Source organism: Vreelandella mediterranea, from assembly GCF_970647075.1.
In genome coordinates, this window is the sequence record NZ_OZ310198.1 from 2,673,548 (window position 1) to 2,687,817 (window position 14,270).

The 14,270-nt window shown below is 64.3% G+C and carries 15 protein-coding genes; 7 read left to right on the forward strand and 8 right to left on the reverse strand.

Translation table 11 applies throughout. From position 1 onward, the window contains the following. Positions 1-5: 5 nt before the first annotated feature. On the reverse strand, positions 6-1,139 hold the full coding sequence (locus ACWFVE_RS12285) for a polynucleotide adenylyltransferase (protein WP_447529555.1): 1,134 nt from the start codon (positions 1,137-1,139) through the stop codon (positions 6-8). Then, entirely contained in the window at positions 1,126-1,941 is an 816-nt protein-coding gene (locus ACWFVE_RS12290; protein ID WP_447529556.1) for a symmetrical bis(5'-nucleosyl)-tetraphosphatase, read from the reverse strand. Before ACWFVE_RS12290 ends, ACWFVE_RS12285 begins: the two co-directional genes overlap by 14 nt. A gap of 114 nt (positions 1,942-2,055) precedes the next feature. On the opposite strand from ACWFVE_RS12290, the gene ACWFVE_RS12295 reads away from it, so the two are divergent. Then, complete coding sequence (locus ACWFVE_RS12295) at positions 2,056-2,265, forward strand: hypothetical protein (protein WP_447529557.1); 210 nt, start codon at positions 2,056-2,058, stop codon at positions 2,263-2,265. Continuing rightward, positions 2,265-3,713, forward strand: a complete 1,449-nt coding sequence (locus ACWFVE_RS12300; RefSeq protein ID WP_447529558.1) for an FAD-dependent oxidoreductase — start codon at positions 2,265-2,267, stop codon at positions 3,711-3,713. The genes ACWFVE_RS12295 and ACWFVE_RS12300 overlap by 1 nt, the downstream gene beginning before the upstream one ends. Here ACWFVE_RS12300 and apaG read toward each other — a convergent pair. From apaG to ACWFVE_RS12325, 5 genes are read right to left on the reverse strand one after another with little or no spacing between them, the layout of a single operon-like run. Then, complete coding sequence (gene apaG / locus ACWFVE_RS12305; RefSeq protein WP_447529559.1) at positions 3,710-4,087, reverse strand: Co2+/Mg2+ efflux protein ApaG; 378 nt, start codon at positions 4,085-4,087, stop codon at positions 3,710-3,712. The two genes, ACWFVE_RS12300 and apaG, sit on opposite strands and share 4 nt — an antisense overlap. Continuing rightward, positions 4,084-4,908: a 16S rRNA (adenine(1518)-N(6)/adenine(1519)-N(6))-dimethyltransferase RsmA gene (gene rsmA / locus ACWFVE_RS12310; RefSeq protein WP_447529560.1), complete on the reverse strand. Its 825-nt coding sequence runs from the start codon at positions 4,906-4,908 to the stop codon at positions 4,084-4,086. Before rsmA ends, apaG begins: the two co-directional genes overlap by 4 nt. Positions 4,909-4,966: 58 nt before the next feature. Next, positions 4,967-6,022, reverse strand: a complete 1,056-nt coding sequence (gene pdxA, locus ACWFVE_RS12315) for a 4-hydroxythreonine-4-phosphate dehydrogenase PdxA (protein ID WP_447529561.1) — start codon at positions 6,020-6,022, stop codon at positions 4,967-4,969. Continuing rightward, complete coding sequence (locus tag ACWFVE_RS12320) at positions 6,022-7,059, reverse strand: peptidylprolyl isomerase (protein ID WP_447529562.1); 1,038 nt, start codon at positions 7,057-7,059, stop codon at positions 6,022-6,024. Before ACWFVE_RS12320 ends, pdxA begins: the two co-directional genes overlap by 1 nt. A 56-nt stretch (positions 7,060-7,115) precedes the next feature. Then, positions 7,116-9,563, reverse strand: coding sequence for an LPS-assembly protein LptD (locus ACWFVE_RS12325; RefSeq protein ID WP_447529563.1), 2,448 nt, complete (start codon positions 9,561-9,563; stop codon positions 7,116-7,118). Between the two features lie 70 nt (positions 9,564-9,633). On the opposite strand from ACWFVE_RS12325, the gene ACWFVE_RS12330 reads away from it, so the two are divergent. The 5 genes from ACWFVE_RS12330 to speD all read left to right on the forward strand — a co-directional run bounded on the left by ACWFVE_RS12330 (position 9,634) and on the right by speD (position 13,148). Beyond that, positions 9,634-10,641, forward strand: coding sequence for an aminoglycoside phosphotransferase family protein (locus ACWFVE_RS12330; protein WP_447529564.1), 1,008 nt, complete (start codon positions 9,634-9,636; stop codon positions 10,639-10,641). Then, the gene (murU, locus tag ACWFVE_RS12335; protein WP_447529565.1) at positions 10,638-11,294 is read left to right on the forward strand and encodes an N-acetylmuramate alpha-1-phosphate uridylyltransferase MurU; all 657 of its coding nucleotides are present in this window, start codon (positions 10,638-10,640) and stop codon (positions 11,292-11,294) included. Before ACWFVE_RS12330 ends, murU begins: the two co-directional genes overlap by 4 nt. A 29-nt stretch (positions 11,295-11,323) precedes the next feature. Next, complete coding sequence (locus ACWFVE_RS12340) at positions 11,324-11,713, forward strand: gamma-glutamylcyclotransferase family protein (RefSeq protein ID WP_447529566.1); 390 nt, start codon at positions 11,324-11,326, stop codon at positions 11,711-11,713. Positions 11,714-11,778: 65 nt separating this feature from the next. Further along, positions 11,779-12,207, forward strand: a complete 429-nt coding sequence (locus ACWFVE_RS12345) for an OsmC family protein (protein ID WP_447529567.1) — start codon at positions 11,779-11,781, stop codon at positions 12,205-12,207. A 146-nt stretch (positions 12,208-12,353) separates the two neighbouring features. Then, positions 12,354-13,148: an adenosylmethionine decarboxylase gene (gene speD / locus ACWFVE_RS12350; protein ID WP_447529568.1), complete on the forward strand. Its 795-nt coding sequence runs from the start codon at positions 12,354-12,356 to the stop codon at positions 13,146-13,148. A gap of 207 nt (positions 13,149-13,355) precedes the next feature. On the opposite strand, the gene lpxL is transcribed toward speD, so the two are convergent. Further along, the gene (lpxL, locus tag ACWFVE_RS12355) at positions 13,356-14,270 is read right to left on the reverse strand and encodes an LpxL/LpxP family Kdo(2)-lipid IV(A) lauroyl/palmitoleoyl acyltransferase (RefSeq protein ID WP_447529569.1); all 915 of its coding nucleotides are present in this window, start codon (positions 14,268-14,270) and stop codon (positions 13,356-13,358) included.

Here is a 14,270-nt window from a genome sequence, read left to right on the forward strand (position 1 = left end):
GCTTTTTAACCTGACAGCGCCTCAGAAACCGCCCACTGGCGCCGCTCGCGCAGCGCCTGGCCAAGCTCCCCACCGTGAAAGCCCTCGGCTATCAGCGCCTGGGGGTTGATCTCGCGTGCGTGCCCAAATGCCTGGGTCAGCGGTTCCCGTAAATCCGGCGCCAGCGTCGCCACCAGCTCAAGCTGTGCTTCGACCTGAGCGGGTTTACGAAAGGCGTCCAGCCGCTCCAGCCAGTTAAACACGCCCTCGCCGCTCAGGCCGGCCTTCAACAGCGCACGGGTGAGCGCCACGTGGCGGCAAAGCGCGGCCACGGCATTGGGCAGGCGCAGCCGCTCGACCAGCGCCTCCCGTTTGGCATCACTAAGGGCACTTGCCAGTAACGCCATCCGCCAGTGGGCCAGCGCCTGACCCTGCTCGGGCGGGGCCAGGCGCATCAGCGCAAGCGCCTCGACAAGCACCGCCGCAAGCCCTGGCCACCAGCTCTCAAGCGTCCCGCAATCGTTCAAGGTGGTGAAATACGCCGCCGGGCTCGGCTCGCCCAGCGCCTTTTCGGTTTCCACCCATACCCGCTCGGCGGCCAGGTGTTCGAGCTCGCCGGCGTCGCTCATCCGGCGCATCAGCCCAAGGGTTTCATCGGCGATGACAAAACCAAGCCCTGCGTAGCGGGCCAGAAAACGGGCGGTGCGCAGCACGCGCAGCGGGTCTTCGCCAAACGCCGGCGAAACATGGCGCAGCACGCGTTTTTCGAGATCGCCCTGGCCATCGAACGGGTCGCAAAGTGTGGCGTCCGGGCGCTGGGCGATGGCGTTGATGGTCAAATCCCGGCGCAGCAAATCCTCTTCGAGCGTTACCTGTGGGCTTGCGTGTACCTCGAAGCCACTATAGCCGTGACCGGCCTTGCGTTCGGTACGCGCCAGGGCGTACTCCTCGGCCGTTTCCGGGTGCAAAAACACGGGAAAATCGCGGCCCACGGGCTTGAAGCCGCGCTCACGCATCGCATCGACCGTGGCGCCCACCACGACCCAGTCGTTGTCATAAACCGGCCAGCCCAGCAGCGCATCGCGCACGGCGCCGCCCACCCGGTAAACCTCCAGCCCCCCCAGGCGACGATCGTGTTCGGCCACCTCAAGCTCCTTCATTCTGACTTGCCACCGCGATGCGCTCGCCGGTATCGAGGTTCATCGCAGTCAACGCGCCGCCCCACACGCAGCCGGTATCCAAGGCGTGGACGTCGATTTTAGCCTTGGGGGTCTGGCCCTCGAGCGCAGCCCAGTGGCCGAATATGAGCCGGATATCGTCCTCCCGCGGGAACTGAAACCAAGGGTAGAAACCGGCTGGCGCGCTATCCAGGCCCTCCTTGGCGGCGAAATCAAGGGTGCCATCGGCGCTGATAAAGCGCATACGGCAAAACACGTTGACCAGGGCGCGCAGCCGGTCCATACCATCCAGCGCCTCGGTGAAGCGCGCCGGCTCATTGCCATAAAGCGTCTCGAGAAAGCGCCCGGAAGCCTCGCTTGCAAGCGCGGCCTGGACCTCGGCGCTGTAGCCAAGCGCGGCCTCGGCGCTCCAGCTCGGAAGTATCCCGGCGTGGGCCATCAGCGTGGTCTCTTCTACGACCGCCAGCGGCTGGGCCTGAAGCCAGTCGAGCAGCGCCTCGCGTTTGGGGGCGCCCAGAATATCGTCCAGGGTGTCGCCGCGCTTGAGCCGCCCGCCGCCCCGGGCGGCCACCAGCAGGTGAAAATCATGATTGCCCAGTACGCAGCGCGCGGCACTTCCCAGCGCCTTGGCCTCTTGCAGGCAGGCAAGCGAGCCGGGGCCACGGTTGATCAGATCCCCCACCAGCCACAGCGTATCGCGGGTCGGGTCGAAGCTGAGCTTATCGAGCAGGGCGACGAACTCCGCGTGGCAGCCGTGCAGATCCCCGATGGCGTATGTACTCATAAAAAAAGCCTTATGGTTGGCTAATAAAGATTAAAACGTTAAAGAAAATGCCCCGCTCCCGGCATCCGATCGGCTAATCTGGGGGGACGACCATCACAACGAAAAACGGGCCCTATGCGAGCTATCTCTTTAACGAAGACCGGTCAGCCATCAACGGCGAAAGACCCTGCGCGCCGGGCGCTTTTAAAAGCCGCCTCGTTGGGCGCCGGGAGCGCGCTGTTGGCCGGCGCGCCCTGGGCCAGCACCTTTGCCGCCCAAACCAAGGCACCGGTGATCAAAAACGGCTGGCTGCTCGCCCCCGCCGATCTGGACACTAACCGCTAATGTATCAGCCATTTGAAGCGCTAAGCGAGCGCCAGCCTTATGATGTCTGCGTGATCGGCGCCGGGGCGGCGGGCATTACCCTTGCCATGACCCTGGCCCAGCAGGGCCACCAGGTGCTTCTATGCGAAGGCGGCGAGGCCTCGCGAAGCGAGCGCTCCCAGGCACTTTACCAGGGTACCAGTATAGGCGACACCTACCTGGATCTGGCCAGCATCAGGCTTCGCTATATGGGTGGCTCGACCAACCACTGGGGCGGCGTGTGCCGGACGCTTGACGCCCACGACTTCACCGCCAAGACCGCCGCGCCACAAACCGGCTGGCCGATCGGCAAGCAAGCGCTCGCCCCTTATTTTGAAGCCGCCGCGGCGCTTTTGGACCTGGAAACCATCCCACCGGATGCGCCCATCGACGGCGCAGGGCTCGAGCGCGTTTATTTCTCGTTGGGTCATGCCGTGCGCATGAAGGACAAGTTCGCCGCCACCCTGAACGGGCTCGAGACCCTCACCTACTGCCTGACCGCCAACCTGGTCGGGCTCGAGACCGACGGTGACCGAGTGCACGCGGCTACGTTTAGCGACTTCGATGGCGTACGCAAAACCATACGCGCGCGCACCTTCGTGCTGGCCTGCGGCGGTATCGAAAACTCGCGCCTGCTGCTTTGGTGCAATCAGCAAAGCGGCGGGCGGCTGGTGCCGGATGACAGAACGCTTGGCCGCTACTGGATGGAGCACCCCCACGCGACCATCGGCCAGGCGCTGTTGTTCGAGCCCGCCCGCTTCGGGCTCGACACCGATTACAACGTTTATCTCTCGCCCACCGCCGCCGCTATGGCCGAGCGTGGCATCCTCAACTGCGGGCTGCGTCTGCACCGCATGGCCCCGGAAGCCACCGAGGCGCTCATCGCGGAGCTTGCCGAGCAGGCGCCCGGGCTTGGCGCCGAACTTGCGGGAAGAGCCGGTGGCCCGGTCATGCACGGGGTGTACCTGCGCGCGGCCTGGGAGCAGGAGCCGCGATTCGACAACGCCGTGGAGCTTTCTAACGAGCGCGATGCGCTGGGCGTGCCGTTGAGTCGGCTGGTGTGGCAGCAGTCGGCACTCGACCGGCATACGATTCGCGAAAGCCTGATGCTTTTGGGCGAGTACCTGCTTAAGCAGAATATTGGCCGCGTGCAGTTCGCCGACTGGCTGGCCACGGAGCCGGTAGCGCTGCCCGAAGAGGGGGAAATTGCCGGGCGCCACCACATGGGTGGTACGCGCATGAGTGATAGCGCCGACCAGGGCGTGGTCGATCGCGACTGCCGACTCTTCGCCCAGCAAAACATGTACGTGGCCGGCTCCAGCGTGTTCGCAAGCGCCGGCCACGCCAACCCCACGCTCACCATCGTGCAGCTCGCCCTGCGCCTTGGCGTTCACCTCGACGAAAAGCTGCGTGGGGAGATGCCTGGCTAGTGGAGCTGGCTGGGCGCGGCCAAGCGAAACGGCGCGATGGCGACGTCGAAAGCGCGCTGGGTGTAGGTGTTGAGCAGCGTATAGGCGCCTTCCATGACGCCGACCGGGGTTTGCAGAATCGCCCGGCTGGTGTAGCGAAAGCGCTGGCCGGGGCCGATGAGCGGCTGCTGGCCGACCACGCCCTTGCCGCGTACTTCCTGGGCGTCGCCACTGCCCTGGGTGATTTTCCAGTAACGCGCCATCAGCTGCACGCTGTGCGGGCTCTGGTTATGCACCGTCACGGTATAGCTGAACACGTAACGCGACTCGCTTTCGCTAGACTCCTCCGGGCAGTACGCCGGGACCACGCTCACCTCGATCGCTAACTGGCTCACGAATCACCCCGCTCGGCGGCCGGCGAAAGCGCGGCCACGTGGTTGGCGATCGTGACGTACTCTTCTACGGTCAGCGTTTGGGGGCGCCGGCCCGGGTCGATCTCAAGGCTTTCCAGGGTCTCGGCGCTAACCCGCCCCTTGAGGTTGTTGCGCAGCGTTTTGCGCCGCTGGCCGAAGGCGAGCTTGACCAGCTCGAACAAAAGCGCCGGATCCGTCGCCGTGTGGGGCAGCTCCTCATGGGGGGTCAGTCGCACGATGGCGGAATCCACCTTGGGCTGCGGCACGAACGCCTCCGGCGCCACGACGAAGAGCTGCTCGACCTGGCAGTAATACTGCGCCATGACCGACAGCCGCCCCCAGTCGGTGCCGCCGGGTTCGGCGGCCAGCCGTTCGACGACTTCCTTTTGCAACATGAAGTGCATATCCGCCACCGCGGACCCCATGCCCAGCAGGTGTACGATCAACGGCGTCGAGATGTTGTAAGGCAGGTTGCCCACCACGCGCAGCGCCGGGCCGTCGCCCTTGAGCGCGTGAAAGTCGAACTTCAGCGCGTCGCCTTCGTGGATGACAAAGCCCGGGTAGTTGAAAAACTGCACGCGCAGCCCCGGGATCAGGTCACGGTCGAGCTCGACCACTTCAAGGGCGCCGTTGGCGTCCAGAAGCGGCCCGGTCAGCGCGCCCTGGCCCGGGCCGATCTCGATCAGCCGGTCGCCCTTCGCCGGCCCAATAGCGCGAACGATGCGCGAAATGGTGCCAGGGTCACGAAGAAAGTTCTGACCGAAGCGTTTTCTAGCTCGGTGTTGAAGGGGCGCTTGAGACATCTAACGAAAGTCCTTGAGTAGGATAGAGCATGTAACGGTGTGGGCGGGCCGGTGACGGCTAAGTGGGCAGCGCGGCGGCGCGGCGGCCGCTTAATCGGCGCGCCAGGTTGAGCGCCACCAGAAGGCTATCCGGGTTTGCCACGCCGCGCCCGGCCAAATCGAGCGCGGTGCCGTGGTCTACCGAGGTGCGCACCAGCGGCAGGCCCAGGGTGATATTGGCCGCCCGACCAAAGCCTGCATACTTTAGCACTGAAAGCCCCTGGTCGTGATACATCGCCAGCACCGCGTCAGCCTCTTGCAAGTGGCGCGGGGTAAACAGCGTATCCGCCGGGAAAGGGCCGCGCACGTCGATTCCCTGGCCACGCAGGTGAGTAAGCGCCGGGGTGATCGTCTCGATCTCCTCGCGCCCCAAGTGCCCGTCCTCCCCGGCGTGAGGGTTCAGCCCGCACACGGCAATGCGTGGGGCGGCGATACCGAACTGGCGGGTTAGATCGGCGGCAAGAATCGTTACGATCCGCGTCAGACGCTCGAAGGTGATCGCATCGGCGACGTCGCGAAGCGCCAGATGGGTGGTCGCCAGCGCCACGCGAAGGTCCCCACTGCCCTGCCAACTGCTTGCCTGAGTATGCAGCGCGCAGTCGGTGGCCAGCATCATCACCACCTCGTCGACCCCACAGGCGTCGCGCAGCCACTCGGTGTGGCCGGTAAAATCCTTGAAGCCGCCGTCGATGATCACGCCCTTGTGCAGCGGCGCCGTGACGATGGCGCAGGCCAGGCCTTGCTGGCAGGCGCGAACGCCCACGTCGAGGGTTTCGATCACGTAGGCGGCGTTGGCCGGGTCGAGGACACCCGGGGTGCACGGCGCTTTCAGCGCTACCGGCCAAACCCCCAGATGCGGCGTGTCGGGGCGCTCCAAATGCCCGCCCTCGGCGACGACGATCTCCACGTCCAGGCCAAGGCGCGCGGCGCGATCTTGCAGCATTCCGGGGTCGCCCACCGCCAGCGTCTCGGGCCCGAGACGCCCCTGGGCTGCCAGCATCAGGACCAGTTCCGGGCCGATACCGGCGGGCTCCCCGGTAGTGATCAGCAGCGGAAGAGGAGCGCTTTCAGCCATTACCGGCGGATATCCACGAAGGCCTGGTCGCGAATCTCACGCTGCCAGTTTTGCAGCTCTTCGTTGGCACGGCGCTGGAAAATCGCCTGGCGTACCTGCTCGCGGCGGCTCTCGTCGGTCACGTCCTGACGGCGGCGGTCGAGCACTTCGATGATGTGATAGCCGAACTGCGAGCGCACCGGCGCGGAGACCTGGCCGGCGCTTAGGTCGTTCATCGCCTCTTCGAAGGCGGGCACGGTCTGGCCCGGGCGTACCCAGCCAAGGTCGCCGCCGTTCATGGCGCTGCCCCGGTCGTCGCTGAGCTCGCGGGCCACCGCACCGAACGCCTCGCCCTGCTGTAAGCGCGCGCGGGCCTGTTCGGCGCGCTCCCGCGCCTGGTCTTCATTGCGGGTGGGCGTAAGCTCCACCAGAATGTGGCGCGCCTGGCTCTCTTCGATGAACGCCTGGCCCTGCTGGGCGGGCTGCTGCTCGAGGAATCGCTCGACATCGCGGTCGCTGACGCTTACGCGCTGCTGAATCTGGCGCTGCTGGACCTGGCGCATGAGCATCTCGCGGCGCACGTCTTCGCGCACCTCGGCAAGCGACATACCGTCGGCTTCGACGGCGTCGGCAAAGGCGTCCATGCTCAGGCCGTTGGATTCGGCGATGGTTCTTAGCTGACGATTGAGCTCGGTATCGTCGACGCTTAGATTGGCCTGGCGGGCCATTTGCAGCTGGATCTCGTCGAGCACCATGCGCTCGAGCACCTGCTCCTGGAGCTGGCGGCGCGGGGGCAGGTTTCCGCCCTGGGCCTGGGCCTGCTGCTCGACCTGCGCCATACGCTCGTCGAGCTCGCTTTGCATGATCACGCCGTCGTTGACCACCGCGGCCACGCTGTCCAGGGTTTGGCGTTGGCTATTTTGAAAGTCTTGGGCGTGGGCGTTAACGCTTACCAGCGCCGCGCTCGCGCCCAGACAAAGCGCCAGCGCCCCGGCCGTCGACAGCCACTTTAGCTGCCGTGAAAAACCGCCACCTGCCAGGCTCTTGTTCATCGTCATAGAAAAATCTCTTGTCGTCGCTATTGAATAAAAGCGGGGTATTGGATGGTCATGCGTTACAAGGGTGACGGGGTATAGCCCGGAACCGCCCGGTCGAAATACGTGTTCGCCCCTTGGCCCACGCCGCCCAAACCGCGGAACACGAAGCGCAGAAACAGTCCGCGGTCGCTGAAATCGTCCCCTACTCGGGCGGTGTCGTTATCGTCGATCCACTCGCGCCAGACCACCTGCACGCCGTAGCAGCAGTCGTTCCACTGCACACCGGCGAGCTGCTCCAGCGCCCGGTCGTTGGTTTGGTCATACAGATAGCGCCCGATCAGGTCGATCTGCGGGGCGGCCTTGTAGCCCACCGAGAGATCCCACTCTTCGCGGCTATAGTCGCGAAAGCCGTCGTCGCCGGGTACCACGCCCGGGTCGTACCCTTCGATCTCCCAACGGTAGCCAAGGTTCACTACGTGGCCCTCGGGATGACGATAAGCCACGTCGACGCTGGAGCGCTCGGTCTGCTCGCGTTGATCATCGTACAGCCACTCGTAGCCGGTGCTCCAGCGATCGCTGATCTGCCAATCGAGCCGGGTGACCAGCGGCGAGCGCTCGCGGGTCGCCTGGTAGCGGCTTTGCGGGTTCACGTTCGGGTTCTCTTCCGGGCGGTCCGGCAGCGTATCCGGGTCGCCGTCGCTGTCGATGCGCCGCTCGGCGAAGTACACGCTTTGGCCGACACCGAAGCTCAGCCGGTCCCGCCCGGCGCCATCCTCGATCAAACGCGACTGAACGCCTAACGACACGCGGTTGAGATCGCCCACCCGGTCAGCGCCGGAGAAGCGATGGGGCGACCAAAGCTGGTCCCAGGAGAAGGCGCGCTCGCGGCTGTCGAACTCGGGTAAGTCCACCTGATCGGTACGTGGAACGTACGCGTAGTTGAGCCGCGGCTCCAGGGTCTGGCGGTAGTCGCTTTCGCCCAGCGCCAGTTCGCGCTCGAACACCAGGCCGCTGTCGATAGAGGTAATCGCGACGCTGCGCGTAGGCGAGGTGCTTCGACTGGTGTCACGGTCGCCGTAATCGAGCTCGTAGGCGGTGTTCCAAAACTCGGTGCGCGGCTCGATATACCCCCAGGGCTCCTCGAAACGCCAGCCCACCGCCGGCGAAAGGTGAAGCCGAGAGCCGTTGGCGGCTTCGCGCTCCGGCACCAGGGTTTCATCGACATCGCGCCAGAAGTAGGTGGCGTTGGAGCGCCACTGGCTATAAAAGCCGTTCCCGAGCTGCCAGTTGTTCGTGTTGGCCGTCAAACTCGGTAGCCGGTAAAAGGGCTTGTCGCTGTCGCTTAGCGGGTCTTCCAGGCGCTGAAACCCTTGGGCGCGGGCGTCGAGCTGCCAGCGCTCGCCGCGGTAATCGACCTGGGCGAAACGCTCCATGGCGGCGCGGTCGCTGCGGCCGAACTCGGCGCCGAAGTCGTCGAAGTAGCGCCCGTCGCTGGCCCCGCCGTAGCGCAAGCTGTAGTTGCTGCGCGGGTTGACGCGGCCGCGGTGGCGGGCGTCGATATACCAGCGATCCTGGCCTTCGAAACGGTTATCGCCGGTGCGCCGACCGCCGTCGTCGGCCAGATAGCCACCCTCGACCATGCCCTGACTCTCATCGAGCAGGTAGCGGTACTCGCCGTTTAAAAGAAGGCCCCGGTCACTCATCAAGCGCGGAGTGATGGTGGCGTCCTGATTGGGTGCGATGTTCCAGTAAAACGGCTGGGCGTAGTCCAGCCCGCTGTTAGAAAACCCCAGGGTCGGCCACAAAAAGCCGGTTTGGCGGCGCTCATCCAGCGGAAAGCGCACCCAGGGCCAGTAAAACACCGGCACGTCCTTGACCTCGAGGCGGGCATTGCGCGCGGTGCCAAAGCCCGCGGCCTGATCGAGGCGGATGTCGCTACTCACCAACTGCCAAGTGTTTTCGCCCGGGTCGCAGGTGGTAAAACGAGCATCGTGCAGCCGGTACTGGTCTTCGCCGGTCTGTTCGAGCTGGCTGGCCTGGCCGCGCAGGTGGGGCTCGTAGAGCACGAAACGGCTGTCGTCGATACGGCCGCGGTCTTCGTCCAGGCGCAGGGTGGCCTGGTCGCCGCGCAAAAGCGCCTGGCCGTTGCGCAGTGCCAGTCCGCCTTCGACCTCGACCTGTTCCCGGCTGGACGGCAGAAAAACCTGCGCGGCCTGGAGCTCGCTATCCGCCCGGCGCAGCACTACGTCGCCGCGCAGCAACGCTTCGCCATCCTGGGCGTAGTCGGCTTGTGTCGTTTCGATCGAGAGCGTTTCGGGGTTTCGCTCGGCGGGCAACCGGTAGCCGGGCATGACGTAGCGCCCGCGGCATAGCTGGCCCTCGGCCTCGGCGGGCCGGTACGGTTGCCAGTCCAGCGCCTCGGCAGGCAAGGGTTCACTCTGCGCCATCGCTGAATACGCGGTGAGCGCAAAAATGCCCACCAGCGTGTGTCCTACCGGCGCAGTGCGCGTAAATCGCTTGCCCATGTTCGTTATCCTTGGCATTCAGAATCGGTATTATACAGCTCGCTAGATGTCCGACCAGCAAGGAGCTTGCATGCCCACTTCCAGGATCGACGCCCTCACCCGATGGGTCGCTGAAAAAAACGGTCTCGCGCCGTCCGCTCTCACCCTCGCCCCGGCCGGGGGGGATGCGAGTTTTCGCCGCTATTTTCGCCTGATACTACCCTCAGGCGAAACACAAATTGTCATGGACGCCCCGCCCGAGCAAGAGGACTCGGCGCCGTTCGTCGCCATCGGCCGGCAATGGCACGCGGCGAACCTTCCCGTGCCCGCCATCTACCACGCCGATCTTGACGCCGGTTTCATGCTGCTCGAAGACCTGGGCGATACCCCGCTTCAGGCGGCATTTACCGATGCCGCCAGCGCCCGCGCGCGCGCCGGTGAAGCGCTCGAGCTGATCGGTCGGCTGCAAAACGCCGCCAGCCCTGACGCTCTGGCGCCGTACGATGCCTCGCTACTACGCCGCGAACTCGAGCTGTTCCCCACCTGGTGTTTAACCCAGTGGCTTGGCCTCGAGGCGCCGGAAAGCCTGGCCGCGCTGAACGACGACCTGATCGCCCAGGCGCTGGCGCAGCCGGTGGTGAGTGTACACCGGGATTTCGATGCCATGAACCTCATGCCCCACGCCGGAAAGCTCTACATGATCGATTTTCAGGACGCGGTGGCCGGCCCCATCAGCTATGACGTCATCTCGATTCTTTGCGGGCGCTACTGGCGCTTCGAGCCCGCCGAATTCGACGCCCTGGTCAGGCACTTCTACACGCAGGCACGCCGGGACGGGCGCCTCTGCTCGAAAGTCGATGAAACCACGTTTTTGACCCAGTGCCGCGCCATGGCCGCCCAGCGTTCGCTCAAGGTGCTGGGGATTTTCTGCCGCCTGACCCTGCGCGACGCCAAAACCGGGTACCTGGCCCGTTTGCCGCACTTTTTGAACCACCTCGAGGACAGCCTGGCAGCACTTGGCCAGCACGCCGCGTTCACCACCTGGCTGCGTGACACCCTGCGCCCCGCGATCACCGCAAAGCTGGGTGAGACTTCATGAAGGCGATGATTCTGGCCGCCGGGATTGGCACGCGTATGCGCCCGCTGACCGACACCTGCCCCAAGCCGCTTTTGCCGGTAGGCGGCAAGGCGCTGATCGAGCACCACCTGGAGCACCTACGCTTGGCCGGTATCGACGAGGTCGTCATCAACGTAAGCTACCGCGCCGATCAGATCATCGAGGCGCTGGGCGATGGCGAGCGCTTCGGGCTTTCGATTCGCTATAGCGTCGAGCCAACGCCTTTGGAGACCGGCGGTGGCATTTTCAACGCGCTACCGCTTTTAGGCGAGGCGCCCTTTTTGCTGGTCAACGGCGATGTCTGGTGCGACTGGCTGCCCACGCCCACCCTTGCCCCGGGCAAGCTGGCCCACCTGGTGTTAGTGGATAACCCGCCACAGCACCCGGAGGGCGACTTCGCCATCATCGAAGGCCTGGCCCGGATGGCCACACCCGCGCTCACCTATTCGGGCATCGGCGTTCTCCACCCGGCGCTGTTTGAAAACTGCAGCGCCGGCGCCTTCGCCCTGGCGCCACTTTTTAAAGCGGCGATAGCCAAGGGCCTGGTCAGCGCCGAGCACTTTGCCGGCCACTGGGTCGACGTGGGCACGCCGGCGCGGCTTGGCGTGCTCGAACGCCATTTGGCAGCGCGCTAAACTGATTTACCCTTTTGACAGGAGGCCCCGTGAGCCTTGCCGATGATATTGCCCTGACGCCGCTGGTCGCGGTTTACGGCACGCTGAAAAAAGGCCTCAACAACGCCCACGTGCTGGAGGGCGCCGAGTTTTTGGGCGATGACCGGAGCGCGCTCCTTACGCTCTACGACGTCGGCCCCTACCCCGGCGCCAAACGCCGTGACTCCAAAGGGGTCGCGCTGGAGATTTACCGCGTCGATCAAGCGACCTTAGCGGCGCTGGATGTACTGGAAGATCACCGCCCACAAGCGCCCTTTGACGGCGAGTATCAGCGCGTCACGCTTGCCACTCGCTTTGGCGACGCCTGGGTGTACCTCTACAACCCGGATACCGCCGCACTGAGCGCCATTGGCGAAGGCGGCTGGCCGGTAGAGGGATAGCGCCGGTTGGCGCAAAGGCGTGTTATGCTGCGCGCCACGTACGAATCGTTAGCAAGGAGAGCCGCGTGAAAGCACGGGTGAAGTGGACAGACGGCCGCCAGTTCGTGGCGGAATCGGGCAGTGGCCATAGCGTTGTGATCGATGGCCCGCCGGATCACGGCGGGCGCGATACCGGCCCCCGCCCCATGGAAATGCTGCTGATGGGCATGGGTAGTTGCACCGCCTTTGACGTGCTCAACATTCTCGACAAGGCCCGGGCAGACGTGACGGACTGCGTGGCGGAGATCGACGCCGAGCGCGCTGACGAGGTGCCCTCGGTATTCACCCGCATCCACGTTCATTTCGTGGTGACCGGGCGGGCGCTCAAAGAGAAGCAGGTCCAGCGCGCCGTCGAGCTTTCCGCCGAGAAGTACTGCAGCGCCTCGATCATGCTGGTCAAGGGCGGGGTCGACGTGACCCACTCCTTCGAAATTCAGGACGCCGCGGCGGATTAAAATCGCGTCGCTGGATGCAACTCGGGGACCGGGCGGGCATAATACGCCCGCCCGGTCCCCGGGCAACGTAAAATCAGGAACATGTACGGATCCGGTTCCGGCGCTGGCTCGTCGGGGTGTTTTCACTGCTACCAGGAGGCGCGGAATTGCCTGATAATCTCCGACTCCACGGGTTTAACAACCTCACCAGCTCGTTAAGCTTCAACATTTACGATATCTGCTACGCCAAGACCGAAGAGCAGCGCGGCGAGTATATCGATTATATCGACGAGCTTTATAACGCCGAGCGTTTGACGCAGATTCTCAAGGATGTGACCAATATCATTGGTGCTCACGTGCTCAATATCGCACGTCAGGATTACGAGCCCCACGGCGCGAGCGTGACGGTGCTGATCGCCGAGCACGAGTTGGACGAGCCGCTACCCGCGCAGACCAAGCCGGGCCCGGGGCCGCTACCGGAAACCGTGGTCGGCCATTTGGATAAAAGCCACGTTACGGTGCATAGCTACCCGGAATCCCACCCGGATAACGGCATCAGCACCTTCCGGCTGGATATCGACGTCTCCACCTGTGGCCACATCAGCCCGCTCAAGGCGCTGAACTACCTGATCCACAGCTTCGATTCCGATATCGTCACCATCGACTACCGGGTACGCGGTTTCACCCGGGATGTGGACGGCAAAAAGCTCTTCATCGATCACGCCATCACCTCGATTCAGGACTACCTGGCCGAGGATACCAAGCAGGCGTATCAGATGATGGATGTGAACGTGTATCAGGACAACATGTTCCATACCAAGATGCTGCTCAAGGATTTCGAACTGGATAACTACCTGTTCGGCACCTCGCGCCGGGACATCACTTTTGAGGAAGCGCGGGAAATCGAAAACCGCCTGCGCAAGGAGATGCTGGAGATCTTCTACTCGCGCAATATCGATTAGCCTTTGGCGATCGAAGACGAAAAAGCCGATGCCCGCGCGTCGGCTTTTTTTGATGGCGGCTCCGGGCCCGGAGGCTCGCGCAACCCTACGCGGGGGCGCTGTGAATACTTCCCTGTAAGCTACTTTCGCCTTCCCTGGCGAAAGACCCCCGCTACGGGTTACACGATCCTCCTCCCACTGAGCGCATAGCTTTGTATCGATCCTCGGCTAGTAAACCTTTTCCTCTCCTTCCGGGCGCGTTTTGAAGCGCCGGTGCAGCCACAGATACTGCTCCGGGTGCTTGCGAATCGCCCGTTCGATGAACTGGTTGACCCGGGTGGCATCCTCTACCTCGTCCTTGCTCGGGAAGTTCTCGAAGGCGGGCAGGCACTCGATGGTATAGGTGCGGTTGTCCGGGTTTCTATGGAACATCAATGGCACCACCGGCGCGCCGGTCATACGGGCGATCTTGGAGGTCAAGCGGATGGTCGCCGCCTGTTGACCGAATAGCGGCGCGAAGACGCTGACATCGCGGCCGAAATCCTGATCCGGCGAGTACCACACGATATGCCCCGCCTTGATGCGGCGCACCACCCCGCGCAGGTCGTGCCGGTCGATAGCCTGGCCGAAAATGCGCGAACGGGCGCGGGTCATGAAACGCTCGAACAGCGGGTTGTTGTGCGGCCGGTACACCACGTCCGCCGGGAAGAAGAGCGAGTGCAGCGCCCCGCCCAAATCCAGCGTCGAAAAGTGAATGCCGACCACCAGTACGCCCTTGCCCTGTGCCTTCGCCCGGGCCAGGTGCTCCTCGCCGTTATAGGCGACCCGGTGCCTGAAGCCCTGCGCGCTGCGACACCACCCGGTGGCGGTTTCCACCAGCCCGATCCCGTTGGCGATGAAGGTCTCCTTGACCAGCTGTCGCTGGGCCTCCGGGCTTTTCTCGGGAAAGCAGAGCGCGATATTGGTGGCGGTAATGTGGCGCCGGCGTTTGATCAGCGCCCAGGCGAGCAGACCGATCATCTTGCCGATCCAAAGCTTAAGCCGCCAGGGCAGCCAAGCGACGAGATACATCGCGCCAATGGCGACCCAAGTGGGCCAGTAGCGCGGATGCGCGAAAGAGCGGGGAAACGTTTTTTTAGACAT